This is a genomic window from Citrobacter sp. RHBSTW-00671 (assembly GCF_014103415.1).
Lineage (GTDB): Bacteria > Pseudomonadota > Gammaproteobacteria > Enterobacterales > Enterobacteriaceae > Citrobacter.
In genome coordinates this window covers 2,434,325-2,461,151 of sequence record NZ_JABXPR010000001.1, presented here as the reverse complement: position 1 = coordinate 2,461,151, position 26,827 = coordinate 2,434,325, and the positions used below count along the sequence as shown (strand labels likewise).

Sequence of the window (26,827 nt, the reverse complement as noted above, 5' to 3'; positions counted from 1 at the left end):
CATGGGCGACAGTATTCTTTCTCAGGCTGAAATCGACGCATTGCTTAACGGCGATAGCGAAACTAAAGACGAACCCATTTCCGGTATCGCAAAAGAAAGCGATATTCGTCCTTATGATCCCAACACTCAGCGCCGCGTCGTTCGTGAGCGTTTGCAGGCGCTGGAGATCATTAACGAACGCTTTGCGCGCCAGTTCCGTATGGGGTTATTTAACCTGCTACGCCGCAGCCCGGATATTACCGTGGGTGCGATCCGTATCCAGCCATACCACGAGTTTGCGCGTAACTTACCGGTTCCGACCAACCTGAACTTAATCCACCTGAAACCGCTACGCGGGACAGGTCTGGTGGTGTTCTCACCGAGTCTGGTGTTTATCGCCGTAGATAACCTGTTCGGCGGTGATGGTCGTTTCCCGACGAAAGTCGAAGGCCGTGAATTTACGCACACTGAACAACGCGTGATCAACCGCATGCTGAAACTGGCGCTGGAAAGCTACAGCGACGCGTGGAAGGCTATCAACCCGCTGGAAGTGGAATATGTCCGTTCCGAGATGCAGGTGAAGTTTACCAATATCACCACCTCCCCGAACGACATCGTGGTGAACACCCCGTTCCACGTTGAAATCGGCAACCTGACCGGTGAATTTAACATCTGTCTGCCATTCAGCATGATTGAGCCTTTACGTGAACTGCTGGTAAACCCGCCGCTGGAAAACTCGCGTAATGAAGATCAGAACTGGCGCAATAATCTGGTGCGTCAGGTTCAGCATTCTGAGCTGGAACTGGTTGCAAACTTTGCTGACATTCCGTTGCGGCTGTCCCAGATTTTGAAGCTGAAACCCGGCGATGTACTGCCGATTGAAAAACCCGACCGCATTATTGCTCATGTGGACGGCGTACCTGTGCTGACCAGCCAATATGGCACCGTAAATGGTCAGTATGCGTTACGCGTAGAACATTTGATAAACCCGATTTTGAATTCGCTGAATGAGGAACAGCCCAAATGAGTGACATGAATAATCCGTCCGATGAGAACACTGGTGCATTGGACGATCTGTGGGCTGACGCGTTAAACGAGCAAAAAACAACGACCACCAAAAGTGCGGCCGATGCGGTATTCCAGCAGCTAGGTGGCGGCGACGTCAGCGGCGCGCTGCAGGATATCGACCTGATCATGGATATTCCGGTCAAGCTGACCGTTGAATTGGGCCGCACCCGCATGACCATCAAAGAACTGCTGCGCCTGACGCAGGGCTCGGTCGTCGCGCTGGACGGTCTGGCGGGCGAGCCGCTGGATATTCTGATCAACGGTTATTTGATTGCTCAGGGTGAAGTTGTGGTAGTCGCAGATAAATACGGTGTCCGTATTACCGACATTATTACCCCATCTGAACGTATGCGTCGTCTGAGCCGTTAACCATGAATACCCAGGCCACCGTCGCTCAGCCCGCTGCTGTACCCGGTTCACCATTAGTGCAGGTCAGCGGCGCGCTGCTGGGGATCATTGTGTTGATCCTGGGAGCCGCCTGGCTGATTAAGCGCCTGGGATTCGCCCCGAAAAGCGTCAGTACGCGTGGACTGAAAGTTTCGGCCAGTACCTCATTAGGCCCACGTGAGCGGGTGGTGATTGTTGAGGTCGAAGACGCGCGTCTGGTGCTGGGCGTTACAGCGTCGCAGATCAACGTTCTGCATACCCTCCCCCCGGCACCTGCCAGTGCAGAAGAAAAAGCGGCCTCCCCTGCGGATTTCCAGGCCATGATGAAGAGTTTGCTGAAGCGTCCTGGGAGATCCTGATGCGCCGTTTGTTATCCCTCACGCTGACGGGTTTGTGGCTTTTCAGCCCTGCGGCCCTGGCCCAACTACCGGGTCTGGTTAGCCAACCGCTGCCCGGTGGCGGACAAAACTGGACGTTGCCCGTCCAAACGCTGGTATTTATCACCTCGCTGACGTTCCTGCCGGCTATTTTGCTGATGATGACCAGCTTCACCCGCATCATCATCGTTTTTGGTCTGTTACGTAATGCGCTGGGAACACCGTCAGCACCGCCGAACCAGGTTTTACTTGGACTGGCGCTGTTTTTGACTTTCTTCATCATGTCGCCGGTGATCGACAAAATCTACGTTGATGCGTATCAACCCTTCAGCGAAGAGAAGATCTCCATGCAGGAAGCCATGGAGAAAGGCGCACAGCCGTTGCGTGAGTTTATGCTGCGTCAGACCCGCGAAGCCGATCTGGCCCTGTTCGCCCGTCTGGCAAACAGCGGCCCGTTACAGGGACCTGAAGCAGTGCCGATGCGCATTTTGCTGCCGGCATATGTCACCAGTGAGTTGAAAACGGCATTCCAGATAGGTTTTACCATTTTCATTCCATTTCTGATAATCGATCTGGTCATCGCCAGCGTCCTGATGGCGCTCGGGATGATGATGGTGCCACCAGCAACCATCGCACTCCCATTCAAGCTGATGCTGTTTGTGCTGGTTGACGGTTGGCAGCTGCTTGTCGGCTCGCTTGCACAAAGCTTTTACAGTTAGAGGCGCGAAATGACTCCTGAATCGGTCATGATGATGGGCACTGAGGCGATGAAAGTTGCCCTTGCCCTTGCCGCGCCTTTGTTGCTGGTTGCCCTCGTCACGGGTCTTATCATCAGTATCCTGCAGGCGGCAACCCAGATTAACGAAATGACGCTGTCCTTCATTCCGAAAATTGTCGCGGTCTTTATTGCCATCATCGTTGCCGGTCCGTGGATGCTTAACTTGCTGCTCGACTACGTGCGTACGCTGTTCAGCAATATTCCCTACATCATCGGGTAAACGACGCTATGTTGCAGGTGACCAGCGTTGAGTGGCTCCACTGGCTGAATCTTTACTTCTGGCCCCTGCTGCGCATACTGGCGCTCATTTCAACGGCTCCGATACTCAGCGAACGCGCCATCCCCAAGCGAGTAAAACTGGGGCTGGGGTTGATGATTACCATGGTTATCGCGCCGCTGCTTCCCCCGGTAAACGTGCCTATCTTTTCTGTCGGCGCGATATGGCAGGCGATGCAGCAAATCCTGATCGGCATCGCGTTAGGGTTCACCATGCAATTTGCGTTTGCCGCAGTGCGTACCGCCGGGGAAATCATCGGGCTGCAAATGGGTCTCTCCTTCGCAACTTTCTTCGACCCGGGCAGCCGCCTGAATATGCCCGTTCTGGCACGTCTGATAGATTTGCTGGCGATGCTGCTGTTCCTCACCTTTAATGGTCACTTGTGGCTTATCTCGCTGTTGGTGGATACCTTCCATACTCTGCCTATCGGTGGCCATCCGGTGAATAGCAATGCCTTTCTCGCGCTGGCGCGGGCGGGGGGACTCATCTTCCTCAATGGCCTGATGCTGGCTCTGCCGGTGATGACGCTGCTGCTCACACTCAACCTCGCACTCGGTTTGTTAAACCGTATGGCGCCACAGCTATCGATATTTGTCATTGGTTTCCCACTCACCCTGACCGTGGGTATTTCATTAATGGCCGCGCTAATGCCATTAATTTCCCCCTTCTGTGAGCGCTTATTCAGTGAGATTTTTAATTTGCTGGCTGATATCATCAGTGAAATGCCTTCAAAATAATAACCCTTATTTTTTATCCTGTTTTACTAAGGATTGTCCTAAATTCAAATACGGGCAACATCCACCAGGATAACGCTGTCGCGGTTTATTTGTTTTTGCCTCACTCACATAACGCAACATTTACTTTACTTTAAGATGTTTCCTGGCAAATTATACGCAACTTTACGGGATAGTAAATTCGCCTGAAAACAGCGAAAGCGTCATATTGGGTCGTTATTATTCCGTTTAGTTGTGATGACATAATCAGGTAAGGGGAATTATCGTTACGCATTGAGTGAGGGTATGCCATGTCAACGATTATTATGGATTTATGCAGTTACACCCGGCTAGGGTTGACCGGATATCTGGTAAGTCGGGGGGTGAAGAAAAGGGAAATCAACGATATTTCAAGCGTTGATGAACTCAGCGTCGCCTGTGTCTCACTGCAGCCGTCTGTGGTGTTTATTAATGAAGACTGCTTTATTCACGATCCGGATAACAGCCAGCGAATTAAGCAAATCATTAATCAACATCCCAGCACTTTATTTATTGTATTTATGGCGATTGCCAATGTCCATTTTGATGAGTATCTCTTAGTAAGAAAAAATTTATTAATCAGCTCTAAGTCGATTAAACCAGATTCACTGGATGAACTTCTTGGCGATATTCTGAAAAAGGAAGTGGATATTGTCATTGATGTGAACCTGCCAACGCTATCATTAAGCCGCACCGAATCCAGCATGCTACGTATGTGGATGGCCGGTCAGGGAACAATACAGATATCCGATCAAATGAATATCAAGGCGAAGACAGTCTCATCCCATAAGGGGAATATAAAACGAAAGATCAAGACACATAATAAGCAAGTTATCTATCACGTTGTACGACTCACGGATAACGTCACCAATGGTATCTTTGTGAATATGCGTTAGGACGTTCTGACTGGTGGGTTCGCCACCAGTCAGAATCAGCGCCTGGATTACTCCACTTTTTCCACAAAGATACCATCCTGATGGCCTGACTCATTAAAGAACCAGATACCGAGCGGGTAGTCTTCCAGAGAAACCAGGTACATGGTGCCTTCACTAAACTCTTCAATCGCCAGTACCCGGCCTGGCCGACGCGGCCCGCCGTCCGTTTTGACTGTAACCCGATCATTCACCTTCATCGTTTTCCTCCTGTGGCTTTGTGCCAGTGTAGAACAAATTCCTTTTCCTGGCAGCGCCCTGCTCGCGTGATTGCGGGTTTTCTCGACGGTCTATACTTAACTTGTACGCATCAGAGATTCTGATACGTGCCCCGGTATCCTTAACGGTTGAGAGGTATGAGGATGAAAACCGCGAAAGAGTACAGCGATACGGCCAAACGTGAAGTCAGCGTCGATGTAGACGCGCTATTGAAAGCTATCAACGAAATCTGCGAGAGCGAAATTCACCGCAGCCATGATGACCCCGATCGCGTCAGCGTTGATGGCCGGGATTATCATACATGGCATGAGCTGGCCGATGCGTTCGAGCTTGATATCCATGATTTTAGCGTGACGGAGATCAATCGCTGACTTTGGGCGAAAAAAATCCCGGCCCTTATCGGGTCGGGATCAAGCTTGCTTATGCAAGAAGCACTTGAAAATTCGTTACACCAGGAAATCTGATGCGAAACCAACCTTATCTGCAATTTTTTTGCCTGACAAGTAAATAATTCTCACCAAAATGATAAATATAACTAATGGTTGAGAGATCACCTGGTTACGCCAGCCTGCAGTATTCAAGCATCCTGGCGTAGCGGACTGCGTTCACCAGGAACCAGTTCATCTTCACGAAATGCCTCCCGTTTGACGCCAAAACCGTCATACCAGCGGCACTCCACCATTCCGCTGGCATACCCGGTAACGATCATGCGTGGACCACCCTCTTTCGCGGTGACTTCCTCACTGACAGAAAAGACCATACACGCCTCCTGTATCAAGAGAAACCTTTTCACCTTAGACGACAAAGAGACGTTTTGCGTAATCTGGCACGCGACAATTAGTGCGAAACTCCGCGTAACCTGGCAACCAGGTTTACCAGCATCACCACGATCCCACCAATAATAAAGCCGAGCACCAGGTTAAGCAGGGTCGGAAGCATCAGAGCAATGAATGAACTCTGCTGTTGGGCAAAGTGCTCAATTGCATGATGCAGCGGTGCAATGCCGTGCACCACAATGCCGCCGCCGACTAAAAACATCGCCAGCGTGCCAACTACGGAAAGTGATTTCATGAGCCAGGGAGCCACCACCAGCAATCCCTTACCCAGCGCCTGAGCAAATGCGCTACGCTTTTCTGCCAGCCAGTAGCCAATATCATCGAGCTTCACAATAATGCCGACCAGACCATACACGCCAACGGTCACCACCAAAGCAATACCCGACAAAACCAGTACCTGATTCAACAACGGCGCATCCGCCACAATACCCAACGTAATGGCCACAATCTCCGCAGACAAAATAAAGTCGGTACGTACCGCCCCTTTGATTTTATCTTTCTCAAACGTCAGCGGGTCCTGTGCGGCAAGAGAGGTCAGACGTTGCTGTCGTTCTTCCGCCGTTTCCTGGTGTTTTCGCGCTTCCAGGGTGTGAAGCACTTTTTCCACCCCCTCAAAACAGAGGAACGCCCCACCAATCATCAATAAGGGCGTGATCGCCCATGGAATAAAAGCGCTGATCAATAGCGCCAGCGGCACCAGGATAACTTTGTTGACGAAAGATCCTTTGGCCACACTCCAGACCACCGGAAGCTCGCGGTTCGCCCGCACGCCCGATACCTGTTGCGCGTTAAGCGACAAATCGTCTCCCAGCACACCCGCCGTTTTTTTCGCGGCCAGTTTTCCCATCACAGAGATATCGTCCAGAAGCGTGGCGATGTCATCAAGCAAGGTGAGTAAGCTACTTCCTGCCAAAATTTTAACCCTCAATATTATTTTTTTGCCGTCATAAGTATGAAGTAAAACACGCCATGCTGAAACAGACCTTTCTGGTCAACAAATATTTAACAACGGCAGGCAATTATAAATCTCGCCAGCATGATAGTTTTGACGTTTACTATGTTGCACCTTTTTATTTCCACCGTGAGGGATTATGCGTTTCAGGCAATTGTTACCACTTTTCAGTGCGCTCTTCGCGCTGTATATCATTTGGGGTTCCACGTACTTCGTTATTCGCATTGGTGTTGAAAGTTGGCCGCCATTGATGATGGCTGGCGTGCGCTTTCTCTCTGCGGGCATTTTATTAACCGCATTTTTACTTATTCGCGGACATAAGCTGCCACCACTGCGCCCGCTCCTGAATGCTGCACTGATTGGTATCCTGCTATTGGCGGTAGGCAATGGCCTCGTTACCGTCGCAGAACATCAAAACGTCCCTTCCGGCATTGCCGCTGTGGTGGTTGCTACCGTCCCGCTGTTTACCCTGTGCTTTAGCCACTTTCTTGGCATCAAAACACGCAAACTGGAATGGATGGGGATCGCAATTGGACTTGCCGGGATCATCATGCTTAACAGCGGGGGTAACTTGAGTGGTAATCCCTGGGGGGCGGTACTAATCCTGATTGGTTCAATGAGCTGGGCGTTTGGCTCCGTGTACGGCTCACGCATTACCTTGCCCGTTGGCATGATGGCCGGTGCTATTGAAATGTTAGCCGCGGGTATTGTGCTGATGTGCGCATCGCTGCTCAGTGGAGAAAAGCTGACCGCGATGCCAACCTTCTCCGGTTTTATGGCGGTGGCATACCTCGCCCTGTTCGGCTCAATTATTGCGATTAACGCTTATATGTTCCTTATCCGTAATGTAAGCCCGGCGTTAGCCACCAGCTATGCCTACGTCAACCCGGTAGTGGCGGTTCTGTTAGGTACGGGTCTGGGAGGTGAAAGCCTGGCGTTGATCGAGTGGCTGGCGCTCGGGGTCATTGTTTTTGCCGTAGTATTGGTGACGCTGGGGAAATACTTATTCCCTGTCAAAGCGGACGCGGTTGCAGCCCCATCGGAAAAGTCGTTACAGTAAATGAATGCCCTGAGTGTCGATCTGCGCGGTGGCACCGCCGCCGCAGATCCACTCGATAACCCGTTCAGACAGCGCCTCGTTACCCAGTTTCTCACGCCCACGCAGGGCGCATTCCCAGACAATCAAGACCCGCCATCCCAACGCCTGTAATTTTTCGCAGTCCCGCTTATCACGTACCACGTTTTTTCCTATCTTCTCCAGCCAGAACGCCGTGCGGGTTGCCGGGGCTTTAAAGAGATAGCAGTTGTGCTGATGCCAGAAACAGCCGTGGGTAAAGAGAACGCAGCGATAGTCATCCACCACAAAATCGGGGCGACCGGGCAACGTTGCATCCTGCGTGCGAAACGTTACCCCCTGATCCGTCAGGATGTCGGCCAGACGTTTTTCGATCGCCGTATCGCGGGTCCCTATCGCCCGCATATTTTTACTGCGCGTTGCCTTATCGTGAACGTCTGCCATGTTGCTGTTCTTTCTCACGGAGCACAACAGCCTGTTTGATCTTCGGCTCCAGCAGTTTGGCTACCGCTGCAAACGCCGGGACGACCACCGAATTACCGAACTGGCGGTAAGCCTGGGTATCGGATACCGGAATACGAAACTGGTAACCCTGAGGAGACTCAAACCCCATCAGGCGAGCGCACTCTCTTGGCGTTAATCGACGAGGACGGTGTCGCTGATTGGCGGGATCATCGAAATCCTGTTCCCCCAGCGCCATATCCCAGCCACGGTCAATCAAAATTTCTGCCCCATCCTTATAGTAACGTGCAGATAATGTACGCGTTACGCTATTGGGGTTGCCGGGATAGACCATACCGTAGCCAAACCCATTGCCCCGTGCCTGATGTTTTTTCGCATAGCGATACAGGTATTTCCACAGGACCGGTGTCAGCACATATTTCGCATCAACGGTCGGTTCAAGCAGCTCTGCGAGCGTCGTTCGACGCTGAGGGTAGCGGCTGACAATATCGCGCAACGTAAAGTCTGACTTCAGGTTCAGGTCCCGCCGAAAACCGACGAGCACGATACGTTCGCGATGCTGGGGTAAAAAATGTTGCCCATCGATAATCTTCGGATCATCCGGGCCATTATCTGCTGCATCCGCCACGTCATAGCCCAGTTCATCCAGCGTTTGCATGATGATGCGAAAGGTTTTTCCCTGGTCATGACTTTTTAGATTTTTGACGTTTTCGAGCACAAATATAGCCGGTCGCCGTGCGTCGATAATTCGCACCACGTCAAAAAAAAGCGTGCCTTGCGTATCACAGGCAAAACCGTGGGCGCGCCCTAACGCGTTTTTCTTTGATACGCCCGCCAGCGAAAATGGCTGGCAAGGGAAGCCGGCCAGCAGGACATCATGCTCGGGAACGTGTTGACGAATATGCTCCGCAGCCTGCTCGTCACTCACCCCCTCATGATGGCTAAGGGTGATATCGCGAATATCTTCATTAAAATGGTGCTGCTCAGGAGAACAATAGTTGTTCGCTTTATAGGTGCGAACAGCATGTTTATTCCATTCACTGGTAAACACACATTGCCCGCCTATCGCGTCAAAACCGCGGCGAATCCCACCTATCCCGGCAAAAAGGTCGATAAACCGAAAGGCATAATGCGGATGATGTGCAGGGGGCGTCGGGAGTAAAGAATACAGGTGAGCAAACTCACGATCGCTAAGGCGATGCCATGTTTGATTGGCGACCACACGCTTAAAGATGGCCGGACTCCAGTGGTTTTCGCCGACGCCATTAAGATGAGCAACCAGCGTTTTCACATCGTATATTTCAAGCAACTTAGCCAAAATCACCTGAATGGTAACTCCGGTATCATCTGTCATCGGTTTCATGGAGCCTGCTACTGAAAAATTATCCTGCATATGTTTAACCGGCCGAAATGGATAGTCGACAGGTTAACATAAATTGGTGCAATTGACGTTTCAGCAATGACGACTACTGATATGCTTTAAAGGGTTGAATCGCCGCAAGATCCAACATTTCATATTCTCCTTTTAATTCTGCGCTGAGTTTCGCCATATACGTCAATAAGAAGTCAGCATTATGCTGCGCCAGATGCCGCCCTTGTTCAGTTTGCATTGTCAGTGGCAACGTCAGCAGTTTGGTCTGGAAATGATCAAGCGCGTACTGTTTATCATCCAGGTTGCGCTGCCGGGCAAACGGATCTTCCGCATCAAACAATGCCACACCCAGCGAGCCAGAAACGGCGAACACGCGCGCCAGACCGATAGCACCGAGCGCCTCAAGTCGATCGGCATCCTGAACGATTTTGGCTTCAAGGGTAGTGGGCGTAATTTTTGCGCTAAAACTGTGCGCGGCAATAGCGTGACTCACCGCATGCAGCCGATCCTGAGGAAATTCAGGAAAGTCCAGTGACAGTACACGACAGGTTTCCTGTGCAGCCAGTACCGATGAACGATGACGTTCCGGATGATTTTTCGGTAAGCTGATAAGATCGTGGAAATAGCACGCGGTCAGTACGACCAGCCAGTCAATATCAGCATCAGTACTCAGCTTTTGCGATGTCATCCACACGCGGCGAAAATGAAAGATATCATGGGCGGCATCTTGCCCTGTAAGATTCTCACGCAGCCATGATTCAAATTGTGACTGCCAGTGTTGTAGTTCCACGCTAACTCTCTGTGCAGAAAGAAAACCACCTTAGCAACAATTTTCATCACAGGCCACTGCCAGTCTCAGATTCATCATCATTAAAAATGTTTTAATCTCTTTTCATATAATAACCATTCTGTTTTTAGTGCAGACAATCAAACCATCCGTTAATTAAACACTCCACCAAAAACACATAAACCACACTAATTTAATACATTCAATAAATATATAAGCATAACCCATAAGATCGTGATAAACATACATTTATTTTTCAAATATAATTTTATAAATTATACCTCTATATTATATGAAATCGCTATTGAAACATTTTGAAATTCTTTATATACAATTGTTACATGTTATGTTTTAAATTAAATGAACTTCATAGATAGTATCAAAATGTAGTTTTTGGATGTACTACATATTCATATGAATTATTATCAAAAGGGAATACATAATGAAAAGAAAAGTATTGGCAATTATTGTCCCCGCGTTATTAGCGGCCAGCGCGGCAAATGCAGCTGAAATCTATAATAAGAACGGCAATAAATTAGATCTGTACGGTAAAGTAGACGGCTTGCATTATTTCTCTGATGATGCGAGCAATGATGGCGACCAGACTTACGTTCGTGTTGGCTTCAAAGGCGAAACGCAGATTAATAGCACGCTGACGGGTTACGGCCAGTGGGAATATAACGTTCAGGCCAACAGCACCGAAGGTGAAGGCGCAAACGCGTGGACCCGTCTGGGCTTCGCCGGTTTAGGCTTTGGCGAATATGGCACCTTCGATTACGGTCGTAACTATGGCGTGGTATACGACGTAGAAGCGTGGACCGATATGCTGCCAGAATTCGGTGGCGATACCTACACCCAGACCGACGTTTATATGACAGGCCGTACCAACGGTGTTGCCACTTATCGTAACCACGGCTTCTTTGGTCTGGTTGATGGTCTGAACTTCGCTCTGCAGTATCAGGGTAATAATGAAAACCCAGGTTCAGGCGAAGGTACTGGCAACGGTGGTGACCGTAAACTGGCTCGCGAAAATGGCGACGGGTTTGGTATGTCTACCTCCTATGACTTCGACTTTGGTTTAAGCCTCGGCGCGGCGTATTCTTCATCTGACCGTACCGATAATCAGGTCGCTCGCGGTTACAACGATGGCATTAATAGCCGTAACAACTATGCTGGCGGTGACAAAGCTGAAGCCTGGACCATTGGTGCGAAATATGATGCCAATGATATTTATCTGGCAGCGATGTATGCAGAAACCCGCAACATGACCTACTACGGCGGCGGTAATGGCGAAGGCAATGGCGGTATCGCAAACAAAACGCAAAACTTTGAAGTTGTGGCTCAGTACCAGTTCGATTACGGTCTGCGCCCGTCCGTATCTTACCTGCAGTCCAAAGGTAGTGATTTAGGCGGTCAGAGAGTCAGTCATGGTAATTGGCGTTACGTCGACAAAGACCTTGTAAAATATGTTGATGTCGGTGTGACTTATTACTTCAACAAAAACATGTCCACCTACGTTGACTACAAAATCAACCTGCTGGATGAAGATGACAGCTTCTATGAAAGCAATGGCATCGCAACCGACGATATTGTTGCCGTTGGTTTAGTCTACCAGTTCTAATTTTGCACAAAACGTATCAGGCCTGCTTCATATGAAGCGGGCTTTTTGTTTATTTGAAGCGGATTTTTATATCGCGAAGGCAATAGAACGACAAACTTGTGAGGATACTCAAAGAAAAAAACATCCGTGACTGCTGTCGTTGAAAGCAAGGCGTGCAAGTGTTTGAATAGTGGCGGAGAGAGGGGGATTTGAACCCCCGGTAGAGTTGCCCCTACTCCGGTTTTCGAGACCGGTCCATTCAGCCGCTCTGGCATCTCTCCGTTCTGGTGGTTGTCATGATGCCAGGTAATTTGGCATTTTAACAGACCCAGTTCCGTCAATTTCGTTCAAGTGACGAGTTTGCGAGCAAAACGATGATTAAGTGGCCCTGGAAAGAGCAAGAAACAGCCCGGAATGATGACTGGCCCTGGGATGATGCCCTGGCAATTCCTCTTCTGGTGAATCTTACTGAACAAGAACAAGCCAGGCTTATTGCCCTGGCCGAGCGTTTTTTACAGCAAAAAAGATTGGTTGCACTACAAGGATTTGAACTGGACGCACTGAAAAGTGCACGAATTGCTCTGCTTTTCTGTTTGCCTGTTCTGGAATTAGGCATCGAGTGGCTCGATGGTTTTCATGAAGTCCTCATTTACCCTGCCCCGTTTGTCGTGGATGACGAATGGGAAGATGATATTGGGCTGGTGCACAATCAACGGATTGTTCAGTCAGGCCAAAGCTGGCAACAGGGTCCAGTGATCCTGAACTGGCTTGATATCCAGGATTCCTTTGATGCTTCCGGCTTTAATCTGATTATTCATGAAGTGGCGCATAAACTTGATATGCGTAATGGCGATCGCGCCAGCGGCGTTCCGGCTATCCCGCTAAGGGAAATTGCGAACTGGGAGCACGATCTCCATGCCGCGATGAACAACATCCAGGATGAAATCGATCTGGTGGGTGAAACGGCCTGCAGTATAGACGCCTACGCAGCAACCGATCCTGCAGAATGCTTTGCGGTATTATCCGAGTATTTCTTCAGCGCCCCTGAGTTGTTTGCACCGCGTTTTCCGGCATTGTGGCAACGTTTTTTCCAGTTCTATCGCCAGAACCCAATGCTTCGGTTGCGCGATAGCCAGGAAGAAGACCATTTTCGCTCATCAAATGTGCATTAATACTGAATTTGAAGATTAATTAACCAATTGATATGACGTATTAATTTTACTGTTGACACGTCATGGTGAGGTCAGTAATATGCGCCTCGTTCACACGATTCCTCTGTAGTTCAGTCGGTAGAACGGCGGACTGTTAATCCGTATGTCACTGGTTCGAGTCCAGTCAGAGGAGCCAGATTTAAGAAGCCTGCTTAGGAAACTAAGCAGGCTTTTTGCGTTAGGCAACTGCCGTTGGGGAGAAATCTGGAGGTCTGATTGGGGGTCATTTGCGGTGCGATAATAACGCGGCCAGCAAAGGTGTCTTGGTGACAAAAAAATCCTCAGTTTTAAACCTTCTGATAAACCCTTTACAGTCTTCTATTCCAACGGACTATACCTTTTAATAAATCCTAACGGTTCTCGTCTCTGGTATCTCAAGTACCGCATCAATACTAAAGAATCTTGCCTTGGTTTAGGGGCCTACCCCGAAGTTTGTCTGGCGGATGCTCGCCAACAGCGTGAAGGTATCCGCAAACTGCTCAAGCAAAATATCAATCCCGCACAGCAGCGTGTTGCCGAAAGGACCGCTAACTCGCCAATACCCTCCTTTAAATCGGTAGCACCCGAGTGACATAAAAGTAACAGAACCTGGTCAGAAAACCACGCGTCACGCTTGTGATCTCCTCCCAATATCGATACCAGGATAAATCAGAGATTCCGGCCTTTTTGCAGGCTTCGGATAAATTTCTCCGGAGTCTGGTTACTTAACGAGGAGTTGGATGGTACTGCAACTTGTTATCGTAATATTTTCTGCGACCCAGTAAGGGGCTTAGATTTTATGACTGCGTGTGCCGGGTTTTCAGCAATACGAACGGCTGCTTCCAGTAACTGGACTCTTGGAAAATGGTTACGATTAACCAAGGTTGCGGCCAGTGCAGGTTGCTGAAATTCAAACGGTAGTGCAATAGCCCAGTGATCGGCATTGGCATAACCAAGAAGAGTACTGCCGGGAATGATGGCGTCGTAGTGGATCACCTGACTATCATTGTTAGGGTCGCTGGCCGCGAGCTGCAGATAAATGGGCAGAAGTATTGCAGATACACTCTGTAATTCGGGGAGCGCCACAATGGAATAATAAGGAATGTTGACCGGTAGTGGGTGACTAGCCAGCCAGGACAGACGTATATTTCGGGTAAGGCTGGTTATCTCGTTGTGATCGGTTACCGGGCAATGCTCGTCAGGGAGACGGGACAGTATTTTAGTGTAAGGGCGACTGATCTGGTCGGCCAGAGGAGTACCGTTCACGGCGCCAGCCAGGCTTATCACTGCCGAGATATGGGGTTGGATTTCTGGATAGAGTGTTAAGGCGGTAAGAAAATCGCTGACGCCTTTTGAATACGCGATAACCAGAAAGCGTTTTTTAGGATTGGTTCTGGCAGCTGAAATAATCGTATCTCGTATGATTCGCGCATTTACTATATCACTGGCACGACCTTTGACGGCTACCGTTGTGCTCTGGTATCCCAATCGGGTGAGATGGCTGATTGCATCTCCCAAAACGGTGACCTGATCCTGGACGCATTCACCAAAAATCCCAGGAATGATCAGCAATGGCGTTTTTTGCAGAGGGTATTCCGTATTCCCTTCATCAGGACCACTATTATCTTCCCCCTTCAAGCGTCGTAACCAGTCTGTGCAGTCCTCGTTACTTTTTATGCCATCTCGATGAATAAGCTGGCAAAACAGATTTCTGAACTGCCCTCGTTCATCTTTGACATTGCTCAGCGCTACAGGCACTGACACCGTAGGTGTCAGATTGGCCGGGGATGCCGAGGGCGTAGAGCACCCTGTCAAAAGAAGGGAGAATAAGGCAACGTTTAACCAATCTCTGATATTCATTGTGTATGGCTTAAAATACCAGTTTGATCGGGCGCCCAAGCGCGCTGCCTTTACGTTCATAGAATGTCACCGTCACTGCGTCTGGAAACACTTCGAGTCGGGCAAAGTTATCTTCAGAATAAATTTGTGTTGAGCTGGTGACGGTATACTGATTTTGGCTGTTACTGGTGAGAGCTCCCTTAAGAACAAAGTCGTTTTGCTCCATATGGGGATAAGGCCAGAATAATGAGGATGAAATAATACTCAGTACCCGAAAGTCTTTGTCGACAGGACTTGTTAGTTGAGTGGTAAATGAGCAATGCACGTCACCTGACACAAAGCAGACCTTCCTGATTTTATTCTGCAGTATGTAATCAAGGATCTGTGTGCGTTCCCGTTGGTACCCGCCCCATTTATCCTCTGCATCGCTGTTGAGATCCGGGAAAAAGGGAACAGAGCTCACAATCATTTTAACCCTACCCGGATTTGCAGCTAACCAATTCAGCAGCGCTTTCATTTGCGACTGTTTTATCATCTGGCGTTTGAGAGGGTCATCATTCCAGATCCGCTCAGTGCGCACATCCATCACAAACCAATCAGCACAGCCGTCACTAAAGGTATACAAGAGGTGGGTCGGAGTACCGGTTATCCAGCCGCTGTTGTCCAGGCTAAAGACCGGGCTATGGCTGGCCTGATAGATCTGGTAAGCATGGATAGCGCTGGGATATTTTGTAACCATATCGGCGGAACTGGCATGAGATGGCCAGTTATCTTCTATTTCATGATCGTCCAGGATCATATAGGTCGGGATCTGGCTCATGAGCCTGGCGATATTTTCTTGGGTAAATGCGGCCTGGTAGCGGTTCAGAAATGACTGTACGTCCCGATCTGCGCCCATAAATTTAAGGTCATCGGCATAGATCTGATCACCTACCATAAGCACTGCGTTCACCTGCGTCTTTTTATGAAGCTCCAGAATGGATTCAAAAGTTTTATCACCCCGATCATCAAAAATTAGTCCACCAAACAAACGCAGCAAATATCGACATGAGCCAACCGCATAGACACGAGAGCGATTTTGGTCAGTTGTTCCTGCCGTGAAGGTGAAAGTCTCGAGATCGCTCCAGTCGAATTGAATGATCGTACGAGCGGCATCCAGTTCGGAATCGGCAAGAAACCACCCGACCTGATATTGGTAAGTACACTCGGCTTTAAGACCGGTAACCGGGAAAACTCCGGTCATATCGAAATTAGGCGAAAGCTTACCCACTTTTGATGACCATTCAGTAACTTTTTTGGTTTTTTCACCCCATCTAATTACGCCAAAACACCGTCTGTAGCTGTTGGGAGATACTGGTTCAAACTGACCTCTGAACCAGATACGTGATTCATTGGGTGTAGTGAAACCGACAATAGGACCAACGGTGGGGCGAGATAGTTTCATGGCGCTTACTCCCGGAAAAAAGAGCAAATCACATAGTTACATATAGAAATAAAATGTAGTACAAAGATGGAGGTAGTAATTGTAATTCTTTGGTTTTATGTATTAAAAATTCTCAACTATATGTTTATTAGATAAATAAATTATGTTGTGACGATACTAAATATCTTGATGATATCTCGATGAGGATCTTTACTTGAAATATGGCCCTCCTTCCAGGAGCAAGTAGATATATCAACTCGTTAATATCGCCATTAACACACTTGTTCTTCGGAAACAGGATACTTTCACCCGGCGGCTATTTTATTTGATGATTTGCAAATGCCAGACTGACAAAATCGTATGCATGATGGTGAGAACTGATATTCTGCTGTTCTCAATGCACAGTGATGAATTCCCCGGGTGTTACAAGTACTGGTTCGATACGGTTTGCGACCATAAATCCGCGTCCTAAGTAGGTTAAGTTACCTGCGCCATGATGTTATCCGAACCCTGTTTCCTTATCACTACACCGGTATATGATTACCAAGGTCAACTTCAGGCTGTTACAGGGACGGTAACCGTTTTCTCATCAGTGTCTGCAAACTCAGAGAGATATATTTTCTTTAACGCGGTATTGCGTTAACTCACAGCAAAAGCCTTATTCATATTAAAATCAACATTATCAGTTAGAACTCGCCAGATGATCCGGGTCAGTTTATTCGCCAGAGCGACGCTGGCTCCCGACATGAATAATGAGGCCATATTCCGCGAGCAGAGAACGAAGCTGGTTAGCCAGGGCGGCATGCTGTTTCGCAGATTGCCAGCGCATCGTTTGCATCGTTCTTCTGGCTTCTGACAAAGGCCTTCACATGCTGGGCAGGGATAAGCCTTACGCTATATCCCATAGAGTTGAGGGTTCGCCCCCAAAAATGAGAGGTTGAACAGGCTTCTATCGCAATTAAAGTACCCGGTTCAAACTGGCGAAGCGTATCCAGCAATTTCTGACGCGATATTTTTCTGTTCCAGGCAACGGAGTCATCAATCATCCAGACACATACCTGAAAAACAGATTTGGCGATATCGATACCAACAACTCTGATCTTGTTCATGTGATATTACTCCCGGATTAATTCAGTCAGTAAAAGTATGGCACTGACTGCGTTAGGAAGGGGCGTCCATCACATCACTACAGGGATACTTACACTAGCACTTAGCTGGCTTTTAGTTCCCTTTGAACATAGTTCCACTTAGTGGAACTATGTTTTCCTTTCAGGTAACGATAAGCATCTGTAGTAGAGCGCTCAAATCAGTTTTGCTCCCCCCGCAACTATTGGTGGTCAGTTTGGTGGTCTTGACAGAACGGCAATTCAGATTTAGCTTACTTATTAGCCAGTTAATGACAAAGGCGATCCCAGTCAGAGGAGCCAAATTTAAGAAGCCTGCTTAGGAAACTAAGCAGGCTTTTTGCTTTAAATTTGATAATCAATCATCACTTCATCAGGCTCCATCGCCTGGCGTTTAATCTCTTCCACAGATAAACCTGCGTTGCATAGCTCGATAAATCGCCAGACGTAATTGCGCTGCAACTGACCGCGTTTGAGCCCCAGCCAAACGGTGTTCGCATCAAATAAATGCCGGGTATCAAGGCGGGTTAACGTCCCCTCCTCCTGCTCGCCACTGGATTGCTCCGCCACCAGCCCGATTCCCAGCCCCAGCGCTACATACGTTTTAATCACATCCGAGTCCTGCGCACTGAGGATAATATCCGGCACCAACCCTTTACGCGCAAATGCCTCATCAATACGTGAGCGCCCCGTAATACCCTGCCGATAGGTAATGAGCGGCCAGTGAGCAATAGACTCAAGCGTAAGCGGGGAAGCCTTAACTAATGGATGATCGTGTGGAACGAGCAGGCTGTGCTGCCAACGAAACCAGGGAAACGCCACCAACAGCGGATCGCTGCTGAGTCGTTCACTGGCAATACCAATGTCAGCGCCACCATTTTGCAGAAGAACGTCAATTTCTTGCGGTGTCCCCTGGATAAGCTCCAGGCGAACCTCCGGGAAGAGTTCACGAAATGCCTTGATCACCGCAGGCAGACTATAGCGGGCCTGCGTGTGTGTGGTCGCAATGGTCAGCACACCAGACGTGTCATTGGTAAACAGGTCCGCCAGTCGGCGAACATTGCTGGCTTCATTAAGAATACGCTCAGCGATCACCAGCAACGCCTTCCCCGGTTCGGTCATGCCAAGTAAACGCTTACCACGGCGAATAAAAATTTCGATGCCAAGTTCATCTTCAAGTTCGCGAATATGCCGACTTACCCCCGACTGCGAGGTATAAAGAATATTCGCGACTTCCGTCAGGTTGTAATCCTGACGGGCCGCCTCGCGGATTATTTTAAGTTGCTGGAAATTCACTTTTCACTCCGGGTACATCAGACATTACGCTATTGTTAAAGTCTGACGCCCGGCATAACAAATAATAAAAACCTGCATCTTATTCCTTGCTGGAATAAGGTCTAACTCACCAGCTGTAGCTCCCGATTTTCCAGAGCCGGACGGCTAACCAGCGACAACAGGATCTCTTTCACCGCCTGAGCCTGTGGTGTCAAACTGCCTCTGGCTGACATGTTTAGGGAGAGGGGCAGATTCATGGAGGGCGTTGTAATCCGCGCCATCCAGCCATTCGCTGCATGGCATAATGCCCGGGCCGCCGATTCAGGTAAGACCGTCACCCCCATACCGCTGGCAATCGCGGCCGTTAGGGTGGAGATAGAATCAATTTCACCTATTACTTTCGCCGTTAAGCGGCGCAGTGAGAAGGCTTCGTCAACACGGAGGCGAACCGCACTGTAATCCCGTGGCAGAAACAGATTCATCTGCGCGACTGCCGTTAAATCGACACTTGCCCCAGGACATTCGCGCGTCCCCACCAGGAAAAGATCCTCTTTGAGTAACGGTTGACTGGAAATACCCGCGATCGGCGAGCGCTCGTAGAGCACCGCCATATCTAATTGACCACTGAGCAGTTTATCGTTCAGCACCGCCCCGCTGTTTTCATGCAAATAGACCAGTACATCGGGCAGCTCGGCGCGAACGGTCTGTAATAACGGCATGGTAATTGATGATGCCGCCGTGCCAGGCGCCAGGCCAATAGAGACGTGTCCACTCAGGGTCTGCCCTACATTATTGACCGCAAGCTGCGCCTGTTCACACTGACGTAATATTGTCCGGGCGTGCGTATACAGCACTTTCCCCGCTTCCGTCGGCGTCACCCCGCGTTTGGTGCGGATCAACAACTGTTGATCCAGTTCCCCCTCCAGCGTAGCAACCTGCTGGCTCAGCGCGGGTTGAGCGATATGCAATACTTCCGCTGCCTGGGTCAGGCTACCAATATCGACGATTTTTACGAAGTATTTCAGTCGTCTGAAGTTCATTTTGCCTCCTGTCGGAATACCAGAACCCATGCTGGCAGTCATGAAACTCAGGATTGCAAGATGCTTGCCAGTTTCATCTGTAGACGAGTATTTAATGTTAAGCTCCCGTTAAGTAAGGGATGGCGCAGGAAAATGATAGCGTCTACTGATTCCGCCTTTTTCCAGGCTGCCCCACAAGAGGTAGACGCGCACCAGAATGGGGCAAATGTCTAAAAAGCATGAAAGATCGCCGCTTTGTTGAATTTGTCAGCAAACGAACACACAATTTCATTTACCCCTTTGACAACCCCCATCACCCTCGCTAATATTCGCCTCGTTCACACGATTCCTCTGTAGTTCAGTCGGTAGAACGGCGGACTGTTAATCCGTATGTCACTGGTTCGAGTCCAGTCAGAGGAGCCAAATTTAAGAAGCCTGCTTAGGAAACTAAGCAGGCTTTTTGCTTATTAATTTCTTCAATCGTCTTATTTTTCATCTTGCCCTCCCGTAAGGGATAAAATCGTTTTATCTTCGCGTCTGTCGCGGTAGTCTCATTACAGTCGTTTATATCTCGACTGCAATGTGCGTAACCTAACTCCAATACTAATAATTAAAAAACAGTACAGACAGGATAACTATGGATTCCACCCTCACCTCCACGGGTCCCCAGCAGGACACCACATCGCTTAACCGTGCCCGACGCGCCGCTCTCGGCAGCTTCGCGGGTGCCGTGGTCGACTGGTATGATTTTCTGCTTTATGGCATCACCGCCGCGCTGGTTTTTAATCGCGAGTTCTTCCCGCAGGTCAGCCCGGCGATGGGTACACTTGCCGCATTTGCCACCTTTGGCGTCGGATTTTTGTTCCGTCCGTTAGGCGGGGTAATCTTCGGCCACTTTGGCGATCGCCTGGGCCGCAAACGTATGTTGATGCTTACCGTCTGGATGATGGGGATTGCCACTGCGCTGATTGGTATCATTCCCTCTTTCGATACCATCGGCTGGTGGGCACCTGTTCTGCTGGTGACGCTACGTGCCATCCAGGGTTTCGCCGTTGGCGGCGAGTGGGGTGGCGCGGCATTACTCTCTGTTGAAAGTGCCCCAAAAAATAAAAAAGCCTCCTACAGTAGCGGCGTTCAGGTCGGTTACGGCGTCGGGCTACTGCTCTCTACGGGGTTGGTGTCGTTGATTAGCTCGCAAACAACCGATGAGCAGTTCCTGAGCTGGGGCTGGCGTATTCCGTTCCTGTTCAGCATTGTGCTGGTTCTGGGCGCGCTGTGGATGCGCAACAGAATGGATGAATCGGCTGAATTCGAACAGCAAAAACAGGAACCCCAACCGGTGAAAAAGCGACTGCCGGTTATCGAGGCGCTCACCCGTCACCCAGGGGCATTTCTAAAAATTATCGCCCTGCGTCTGTGCGAGCTCCTGACGATGTACATCGTCACCGCGTTTGCTCTCAACTACTCCACACAAAACCTGGGGCTGCCGCGCGAACTGTTTCTGAATATCGGGTTACTGGTGGGTGGGCTGAGTTGTTTGACCATCCCCTGTTTTGCCTGGCTTGCCGATCGCTTTGGCCGTCGGCGCGTCTATATTACCGGTGCGCTGGTCGGTACACTCAGCGCCTTCCCGTTCTTCATGGCCCTGGAAGCGCAGTCCATCTTCTGGATAGTGTTCTTCGCGATTATGCTGGCTAACATTGCGCACGATATGGTGGTCTGCGTACAGCAGCCTATGTTTACCGGCCTGTTTGGCGCAAGCTATCGCTACAGTGGCGCGGGGGTGGGTTATCAGGTTGCCAGCGTTGTCGGCGGTGGTTTTACGCCTTTTATTGCCGCTGCATTGGTGACTTTCTCCGGTGGCGACTGGCACAGCGTTGCCATTTACCTGATGGCCGGATGCCTTATTTCGGCCGTCACCGCAATGCTGATGAGAGATAAGCAACACGCGTAAACCTTTATGCGAAGGCCATCGGGTCTTCGCATAATCTTCCTCAACGTCTGACTTTTGTTTCACATTCCTGTGACATACTATCGGGAGAGCAGTACATCTGTGGAACAAGGAGACAGACATGAACAATAAGGGCTCCAGCCTGACACCCGCTCAGGCGCTGGATAAACTGGACGCGCTGTACGAGCAGTCGGTAAAGGCTCTGCGTAGCGCCATTGGTAAGTATATTGAAACAGGGACACTCCCTGACGACATCGCCCGCCAAAACGGTCTTTTTGTTTACCCATCGCTTTGTGTCACCTGGGATGGCAGCGCCACAAACCCACCGAAAACGCGCGCATACGGACGTTTTACCCATGCAGGCTGCTATACCACAACCATCACCCGCCCGTCGCTTTTTCGCCCTTATCTTGAAGAACAACTGACGCTGCTGTATCAGGATTATGATGCGCATATTTCCGTCGAGCCATCACAGCATGAAATTCCCTATCCGTATGTGATTGACGGTTCTGAGTTAACGCTTGATCGTTCGATGAGTGCCGGGCTAACGCGCCATTTCCCTACTACCGAACTCTCACAAATTGGTGACGAAACAGCAGATGGTACCTACCATCCGGCAGAGTTTTCTCCGCTGTCGCACTTCGACGCCCGTCGGGTCGATTTCTCGCTGGCGCGACTGCGTCACTACACGGGAACGCCGGTTGAACACTTTCAGCCCTTTGTGCTGTTCACCAACTACACCCGCTACGTCGATGAGTTCGTGCGCTGGGGCTGCAGCCAGATCCTCGACCCGGACAGTCCGTATATCGCGCTGTCATGCGCGGGCGGGATCTGGATCACCGCGGAAACCGAGGCACCGGAAGAGGCCATCTCCGATCTGGCGTGGAAAAAACACCAGATGCCTGCCTGGCATTTAATTACCGCCGACGGTCAGGGGATCACGCTGGTTAATATCGGCGTCGGCCCCTCTAACGCCAAGACCATTTGCGATCATCTGGCCGTGCTGCGTCCTGACGTCTGGTTGATGATTGGCCACTGTGGTGGCCTGCGCGAAAGTCAGGCAATTGGTGATTATGTTCTGGCTCATGCCTATCTGCGCGACGACCATGTACTGGATGCCGTACTGCCGCCGGATATTCCGATTCCCAGCATCGCCGAAGTTCAGCGCGCACTGTATGACGCCACCAAAGAAGTCAGCGGCATGCCGGGTGAGGAGGTTAAACAGCGGCTGCGTACCGGCACCGTTGTCACCACTGACGACCGTAATTGGGAATTGCGCTATTCCGCGTCTGCACTGCGTTTTAACCTCAGTCGTGCCGTCGCTATTGATATGGAGAGCGCCACCATTGCAGCCCAGGGCTACCGCTTCCGCGTCCCTTATGGCACGTTGCTGTGTGTTTCCGACAAACCACTGCATGGCGAAATCAAACTGCCAGGTCAGGCCAACCGTTTTTATGAAGGGGCCATTTCTGAGCACCTGCAAATTGGCATCCGGGCTATCGACCGACTGCGTGCCGAAGGCGATCGGCTTCACTCCCGCAAATTACGTACATTCAACGAACCGCCGTTCCGTTAAGGCCTGAAGGTAACTATGCACAACTCAACTCCCCTTTCCGCCCTGCGCAGTCTGCTGTTAGCGCAGGGACTGGATGGCATGATTGTCCCCCGCGCCGATGCGCATCAGAGCGAAGATTGCACACCGCACGACAATAAACTGGCCTGGCTCACCGGCTTTAGCGGTTCCGCGGGCCTTGCATTGGTACTTCGCGATCGCGCGCTGATGTTTGTCGATGGGCGCTATCAGGTCCAGGTGCGTAACGAAGTCTCACTCGATGATTTTGAAATCCATCATTTGCACGATGAACCTCTGGCCGACTACTTGCAGGCTTACGTCACCTCTGGTGCGCGTATCGGCTTTGAACCTCTGCTGATGGTCAACAGCCAATTTGAAGCACTGTCGGCCACTCACTGCAAACTGGTTCCGATGGAAGGCGATCCCTTCGACCAGATCTGGCTCGACCGTCCAGCCGCCCCCTGTGGTGTTATTCGTGAAATGCCCGTTGAGATAAGCGGCGAAAGCAGCATACATAAGCGTGAACGAATAGTAGAGCAACTGACTCAGCGTCAAGCCGACGTGCTGGCGATCACGCTGCCGGATAACATCGCCTGGTTACTCAATGTCCGTGGAGCCGATCTTGCGATGGTTCCGGTTCCTTTTTCGTTTGCCCTGCTCCATCGCAGCGGCGAACTGGAGTGGTTTGTTGATAATAATAAGACGCAGCAGCTGCCTGCCTCATTGCTGGAGACGGTCACGCTGGCCCCGCAAGAAAACTTTCTCCCTCGCTGCCAGCAACTTGCCCAAGGAAAGCGTTTCCTGGTTGATAAAGACTATGCGCCAGTCGCGCTGCGGTTCGCTATTGAACAAAACGGGGGAGAGGTTCTCTGGGCCCCCGATCCCATCACATTGATTAAAGCTCATAAAAATGATGTTGAACTGGCAGGGTATCGGGAATGCCATGAACAGGATGGCGCCGCATGGGTAAACTTTCTGGCCTGGCTGGCGCATGAGGTCCCGCTGCGTGAGGCAGCAGGTAACCCCGTCACTGAACTGGAAGCACAAGCCAAACAGCTGGCGTTTCGCCAGCAGCAGCCAGGATTTATAGAGCAAAGTTTCAGTACTATTTCCGCCTCTGCCAGCAATGCGGCGATGTGCCATTACCATTCCAGCGAGAAAACAAACACGCCCATCACCACACAGGCAATGTACCTGAATGATTCCGGCGGCCAGTATCAAAATGGTACTACGGATACAACAAGAACACTCGCCTTTGGCCCACAGGATCCGCAGCGACGACTGCATTACACCGCCGTGCTGAAAGGGTTTTTATCACTGATCACACTGCAATTTCCGAGTGGTACTCAGGGGCATCAACTGGATGCATTTAGCCGTCGGGCACTTTGGGAACTGGGCCTGGATTACGATCATGGCACCGGCCACGGTGTCGGACATCAGTTGTTGATCCACGAGCAGCCGCACCGCATTGCGAAGAAAGTGAATCCCTGGCCTCTGGCTGCGGGCAACATTATTACCATCGAACCTGGATATTATCTGGCTGGGCAATATGGGATCCGTATTGAAAATCAGGTGGAGATTATCAACAGCCGACCCGGTTTTTGCCGCTTCTCTAGCCTGACGCTGGTCCCCATCGATCTGAACCTTGTTGAATTGCATCTGCTGAGTGATGCAGAGAAACAGTGGATTGATGATTATCATCAACAAGTAAGAGAAACGCTATCGCCACGCGTAGGCAGCGACGCACGTCCGTGGCTGTTCGCTGCGACGGCGCCGATTCGCGTTCAGGCTAATTAAGGCATAAAAAAGGCAGCCCGCAGGCTGCCTTAGTTCTCCCCAACATCTTACTGCTTAGCTGTTACGGATGTACTCATCCATTTCAGTTTTCAGGTTATCGGACTTGGTACCGAAGATCGCCTGAACACCAGAACCCGCGACCACAACGCCCGCCGCACCCAGTTTCTTCAGGCCAGCCTGATCCACTTTGGCAACGTCAGCAACGCTGACGCGCAGACGCGTGATGCACGCATCGAGGTTAGTGATGTTTTCTTTACCGCCGAACGCGGCAACCAGGGCCGGAGCCATTTCGCCAGTCGCGCCCGCTTTGTTGTCTTCAGTCGCATCTTCACGACCCGGCGTTTTCAGGTCCAGCGCTTTGATCAACACACGGAAAATGGTGTAGTACACGATCGCATAACCGATGCCGACAATCGGGAACAACCACAACTTGCTGCTGTTACCGGACAGAACGATAAAGTCGATCAGACCGTGGGAGAACGATGTACCGTCACGCATACCCAGCAGAATACAGATTGGGAATGCCAGGCCAGCCAGAATCGCGTGGATGATGTACAGGATCGGCGCCACGAACATGAAGGAGAACTCGATCGGCTCGGTGATACCGGTCAGGAACGAGGTCAACGCAGCGGAGATCATGATACCGCCCACTTTCGCGCGGTTTTCCGGTTTAGCAGAGTGCCAGATTGCAATAGCAGCAGCAGGCAGACCGTACATTTTAAACAGGAAGCCACCGGACAGTTTGCCCGCAGTCGGGTCACCTGCCATATAGCGAGGGATGTCGCCGTGGAATACCTGACCCGCAGCGTTGGTGTATTCACCGATCTGCATCTGGAATGGAACGTTCCAGATATGGTGCAGACCAAACGGCACCAGGCAGCGTTCGATGAAACCATAGATACCGAATGCAACGACTGGGTTCTGGTACGCCGCCCACTGGGAGAACGTCTGAATAGCAGTACCGATCGGCGGCCAAATGAAGGACAGGACCACACCCGTGAAGATGGCAGCCAGACCAGAAATAATAGGAACAAAGCGCTTACCGGCAAAGAAGCCGAGGTACTCAGGCAATTTGATTCGGTAGAAGCGGTTGAACATATACGCTGCGATCGCACCGGAGATAATCCCCCCGAGAACACCCGTATCTGCCAGGTGTTTCGCTGTGATCTCTTCAGCAGGTAAATGCAGAACCAGCGGCGCAACAACAGCCATGGTCTTGACCATGATGCCGTAGGCAACAACTGATGCCAGAGCAGATACGCCGTCGTTGTTGGTGAAGCCTAACGCAACACCGATAGCGAAAATCAGCGGCATGTTCGCAAAAACAGAACCGCCTGCTTCTGCCATTACGTGCGATACAACGGCTGGCAGCCAGCTGAAGTTAGCGGAACCGACACCCAGCAGGATACCTGCAATCGGGAGTACGGATACCGGCAGCATCAGCGATTTACCGACCTTTTGCAGGTTAGCAAATGCATTCTTAAACATAATTAGGAGTGCTCCTGAGTATTTGTGCTTTTATACACTTCATCCTGCAAACCGCCTCGGCGTTGGCTGCGTTCATTCACCCCAGTGACTTACCCTGGCGATTCACTCACTTGCCATCGTGACGCAGCTTGCATGATATTGTGTATTTCTACGTTCTCACGCATTGGCGAGGGGGGAGAACCTCGCCGTGGACAGGGTATCTAAGTACCCTTTATTTATTACACAGAGTAAAATAATTCAGTTCATTTTTGTTTCACGGCTATCACAATTCAGCTGTGGATGACCGAAAAACTCG

Annotated in this window: 25 protein-coding genes, 3 tRNA genes and 2 pseudogenes; 17 read left to right on the top strand and 13 right to left on the bottom strand. The window is 50.4% G+C overall.

The annotated features are described in order from the left end of the window. The first annotated feature begins 1 nt into the window (after position 1). The 7 genes from fliM to rcsA all read left to right on the top strand — a co-directional run bounded on the left by fliM (position 2) and on the right by rcsA (position 4,514). Entirely contained in the window at positions 2-1,006 is a 1,005-nt protein-coding gene (gene fliM, locus HV261_RS11630; RefSeq protein WP_003030434.1) for a flagellar motor switch protein FliM, read from the top strand. Continuing rightward, on the top strand, positions 1,003-1,416 hold the full coding sequence (gene fliN / locus HV261_RS11625) for a flagellar motor switch protein FliN (protein ID WP_005127761.1): 414 nt from the start codon (positions 1,003-1,005) through the stop codon (positions 1,414-1,416). The genes fliM and fliN overlap by 4 nt, the downstream gene beginning before the upstream one ends. Positions 1,417-1,418: 2 nt before the next feature. Further along, positions 1,419-1,793, top strand: a complete 375-nt coding sequence (gene fliO / locus HV261_RS11620) for a flagellar biosynthetic protein FliO (RefSeq protein WP_137381523.1) — start codon at positions 1,419-1,421, stop codon at positions 1,791-1,793. Continuing rightward, on the top strand, positions 1,793-2,530 hold the full coding sequence (gene fliP / locus HV261_RS11615) for a flagellar type III secretion system pore protein FliP (protein WP_202038341.1): 738 nt from the start codon (positions 1,793-1,795) through the stop codon (positions 2,528-2,530). The genes fliO and fliP overlap by 1 nt, the downstream gene beginning before the upstream one ends. Before the next feature lie 9 nt (positions 2,531-2,539). Continuing rightward, positions 2,540-2,809: a flagellar biosynthesis protein FliQ gene (fliQ, locus tag HV261_RS11610; protein ID WP_003030425.1), complete on the top strand. Its 270-nt coding sequence runs from the start codon at positions 2,540-2,542 to the stop codon at positions 2,807-2,809. 8 nt (positions 2,810-2,817) lie between these two features. Beyond that, positions 2,818-3,603, top strand: coding sequence for a flagellar biosynthetic protein FliR (fliR, locus tag HV261_RS11605; protein WP_202038340.1), 786 nt, complete (start codon positions 2,818-2,820; stop codon positions 3,601-3,603). A gap of 287 nt (positions 3,604-3,890) precedes the next feature. Next, complete coding sequence (gene rcsA, locus HV261_RS11600; protein ID WP_048211304.1) at positions 3,891-4,514, top strand: transcriptional regulator RcsA; 624 nt, start codon at positions 3,891-3,893, stop codon at positions 4,512-4,514. A 47-nt stretch (positions 4,515-4,561) separates the two neighbouring features. Here rcsA and dsrB read toward each other — a convergent pair whose 3' ends face one another. Beyond that, entirely contained in the window at positions 4,562-4,750 is a 189-nt protein-coding gene (dsrB, locus tag HV261_RS11595) for a protein DsrB (protein ID WP_005127768.1), read from the bottom strand. Between the two features lie 162 nt (positions 4,751-4,912). Between dsrB and yodD the strand changes: the two genes are divergently transcribed. Continuing rightward, positions 4,913-5,140 (top strand): YodD family peroxide/acid resistance protein, encoded by a 228-nt coding sequence (gene yodD / locus HV261_RS11590; protein WP_137381521.1) that lies wholly within the window; start codon positions 4,913-4,915, stop codon positions 5,138-5,140. 206 nt (positions 5,141-5,346) lie between these two features. Here the strand turns inward: yodD and HV261_RS11585 are convergent, their stop codons facing one another. Further along, positions 5,347-5,529, bottom strand: a complete 183-nt coding sequence (locus HV261_RS11585) for a YodC family protein (protein WP_061068109.1) — start codon at positions 5,527-5,529, stop codon at positions 5,347-5,349. Positions 5,530-5,606: 77 nt separating this feature from the next. Continuing rightward, on the bottom strand, positions 5,607-6,521 hold the full coding sequence (locus tag HV261_RS11580; RefSeq protein WP_202039688.1) for a DUF808 domain-containing protein: 915 nt from the start codon (positions 6,519-6,521) through the stop codon (positions 5,607-5,609). A 175-nt stretch (positions 6,522-6,696) separates the two neighbouring features. On the opposite strand from HV261_RS11580, the gene yedA reads away from it, so the two are divergent. Further along, positions 6,697-7,617, top strand: a complete 921-nt coding sequence (yedA, locus tag HV261_RS11575; RefSeq protein WP_202038339.1) for a drug/metabolite exporter YedA — start codon at positions 6,697-6,699, stop codon at positions 7,615-7,617. On the opposite strand, the gene HV261_RS11570 is transcribed toward yedA, so the two are convergent. The 3 genes from HV261_RS11570 to HV261_RS11560 form a co-directional block, all read right to left on the bottom strand. Continuing rightward, complete coding sequence (locus tag HV261_RS11570) at positions 7,609-8,076, bottom strand: very short patch repair endonuclease (protein WP_202038338.1); 468 nt, start codon at positions 8,074-8,076, stop codon at positions 7,609-7,611. The two genes, yedA and HV261_RS11570, sit on opposite strands and share 9 nt — an antisense overlap. Continuing rightward, on the bottom strand, positions 8,057-9,487 hold the full coding sequence (dcm, locus tag HV261_RS11565; protein WP_442781041.1) for a DNA cytosine methyltransferase: 1,431 nt from the start codon (positions 9,485-9,487) through the stop codon (positions 8,057-8,059). The genes HV261_RS11570 and dcm overlap by 20 nt, the downstream gene beginning before the upstream one ends. Before the next feature lie 73 nt (positions 9,488-9,560). After that, positions 9,561-10,256 (bottom strand): phosphohydrolase, encoded by a 696-nt coding sequence (locus tag HV261_RS11560; RefSeq protein WP_202038336.1) that lies wholly within the window; start codon positions 10,254-10,256, stop codon positions 9,561-9,563. 439 nt (positions 10,257-10,695) lie between these two features. Here HV261_RS11560 and HV261_RS11555 point away from each other — a divergent pair, with 439 nt between their 5' ends. Continuing rightward, positions 10,696-11,874: a porin OmpC gene (locus tag HV261_RS11555; RefSeq protein ID WP_202038335.1), complete on the top strand. Its 1,179-nt coding sequence runs from the start codon at positions 10,696-10,698 to the stop codon at positions 11,872-11,874. A 170-nt stretch (positions 11,875-12,044) separates the two neighbouring features. On the opposite strand, the gene HV261_RS11550 is transcribed toward HV261_RS11555, so the two are convergent. Further along, positions 12,045-12,134: transfer RNA gene (locus HV261_RS11550), tRNA-Ser, on the bottom strand. Positions 12,135-12,227: 93 nt separating this feature from the next. On the opposite strand from HV261_RS11550, the gene mtfA reads away from it, so the two are divergent. The 3 genes and pseudogenes from mtfA to HV261_RS11535 form a co-directional block, all read left to right on the top strand. Beyond that, entirely contained in the window at positions 12,228-13,025 is a 798-nt protein-coding gene (gene mtfA / locus HV261_RS11545; RefSeq protein WP_137381513.1) for a DgsA anti-repressor MtfA, read from the top strand. Between the two features lie 99 nt (positions 13,026-13,124). Next, positions 13,125-13,200, top strand: a tRNA-Asn gene (locus tag HV261_RS11540). A 141-nt stretch (positions 13,201-13,341) separates the two neighbouring features. Beyond that, positions 13,342-13,632 (top strand): annotated as a pseudogene (locus tag HV261_RS11535) (integrase arm-type DNA-binding domain-containing protein); the annotation flags it as partial. A gap of 167 nt (positions 13,633-13,799) precedes the next feature. Here the strand turns inward: HV261_RS11535 and HV261_RS11530 are convergent. From HV261_RS11530 to nac, 5 genes and pseudogenes are all read right to left on the bottom strand, one after another. Continuing rightward, positions 13,800-14,963, bottom strand: a complete 1,164-nt coding sequence (locus HV261_RS11530) for a YajG family lipoprotein (RefSeq protein ID WP_202038334.1) — start codon at positions 14,961-14,963, stop codon at positions 13,800-13,802. Continuing rightward, positions 14,914-16,326 (bottom strand): alkaline phosphatase D family protein, encoded by a 1,413-nt coding sequence (locus HV261_RS11525; protein ID WP_202038333.1) that lies wholly within the window; start codon positions 16,324-16,326, stop codon positions 14,914-14,916. Before HV261_RS11525 ends, HV261_RS11530 begins: the two co-directional genes overlap by 50 nt. 773 nt (positions 16,327-17,099) lie before the next feature. Then, positions 17,100-17,414, bottom strand: a pseudogene (locus tag HV261_RS11520) (IS110 family transposase); the annotation flags it as partial. A gap of 360 nt (positions 17,415-17,774) precedes the next feature. Next, positions 17,775-18,725, bottom strand: coding sequence for an HTH-type transcriptional regulator Cbl (gene cbl / locus HV261_RS11515; protein WP_005127780.1), 951 nt, complete (start codon positions 18,723-18,725; stop codon positions 17,775-17,777). A gap of 101 nt (positions 18,726-18,826) precedes the next feature. Continuing rightward, complete coding sequence (nac, locus tag HV261_RS11510; protein WP_202038332.1) at positions 18,827-19,744, bottom strand: nitrogen assimilation transcriptional regulator NAC; 918 nt, start codon at positions 19,742-19,744, stop codon at positions 18,827-18,829. 326 nt (positions 19,745-20,070) lie between these two features. Here nac and HV261_RS11505 point away from each other — a divergent pair. The 4 genes from HV261_RS11505 (at position 20,071) to HV261_RS11490 (ending at position 25,044) form a co-directional block, all read left to right on the top strand. Beyond that, positions 20,071-20,146 (top strand) — tRNA-Asn (locus tag HV261_RS11505). A gap of 214 nt (positions 20,147-20,360) precedes the next feature. Beyond that, positions 20,361-21,677, top strand: a complete 1,317-nt coding sequence (shiA, locus tag HV261_RS11500) for a shikimate transporter (RefSeq protein WP_202038331.1) — start codon at positions 20,361-20,363, stop codon at positions 21,675-21,677. Between the two features lie 118 nt (positions 21,678-21,795). Beyond that, positions 21,796-23,250, top strand: a complete 1,455-nt coding sequence (locus HV261_RS11495) for an AMP nucleosidase (protein ID WP_005128994.1) — start codon at positions 21,796-21,798, stop codon at positions 23,248-23,250. A 15-nt stretch (positions 23,251-23,265) separates the two neighbouring features. Then, positions 23,266-25,044 carry an aminopeptidase P family protein gene (locus HV261_RS11490; protein WP_202038330.1) on the top strand — a complete coding sequence of 593 codons (1,779 nt, stop codon included), beginning with the start codon at positions 23,266-23,268 and terminating at the stop codon, positions 25,042-25,044. Between the two features lie 54 nt (positions 25,045-25,098). On the opposite strand, the gene ptsG is transcribed toward HV261_RS11490, so the two are convergent. Next, positions 25,099-26,532: a PTS glucose transporter subunit IIBC gene (gene ptsG, locus HV261_RS11485; protein ID WP_137383018.1), complete on the bottom strand. Its 1,434-nt coding sequence runs from the start codon at positions 26,530-26,532 to the stop codon at positions 25,099-25,101. Between the last annotated feature and the right edge of the window lie 295 nt (positions 26,533-26,827).